The sequence below is a fragment of the Massilia sp. 05N420 genome (assembly GCF_056397205.1).
On the sequence record NZ_JBFTMX010000143.1, the window covers coordinates 1 to 531 of the forward strand.

Here is a 531-nt window from a genome sequence, read left to right on the forward strand (position 1 = left end):
GCGCCACGGCGGACCTATCACCGTCGGATACGGCCGCTACGCGCCCAACCAAACATTGACCGAAGCGATGGCGGTTGACGACGTTATGATCGTCATCGAAGGGCGGCTCGCCGTTTCGACGGGGGCCGGCACAGTCACGGCCGGTCCAGGTGAGATTGTCTACATGCCCAAGGGGGAGGCCGTTACGATTACGACGGAAGGCGAGGGGGCTCTCACGGCGTATGTGACCTATCCGCATTGGGCCGAACATCACGAATAGAGCCGGCCAACATGAGGGCTTAATAATGAAACGGGTTCTTTTGATCGGCATCCATCCTGACGCGGTCGATACCTCCGATCCATCCCTTCCGGCCGGGCTTACCAGTGAGAAAATTGCCGTGGGCATCAGGCTGACCCTCTCCGACTTGCAGAGTAGGGGCTGGGACGCCGGCTTCTGCGCTCTACGGCCAGCGACGGCTCAGGCAGATGTCGAAGCCTCACTCGCCGAGCACTGGGATTGCGTGGTGATTGGCGGGGGTATCCGCATTCCAC

2 pseudogenes are annotated in these 531 nt (G+C 61.2%); both read left to right on the top strand.

The window, feature by feature from the left end:
- A pseudogene (locus AC1DIX_RS27670) lies at window positions 1–259 on the top strand (hypothetical protein); the annotation flags it as partial.
- A 25-nt stretch (window positions 260–284) separates the two neighbouring features.
- Window positions 285–531 (top strand): annotated as a pseudogene (locus AC1DIX_RS27675) (hypothetical protein); the annotation flags it as partial.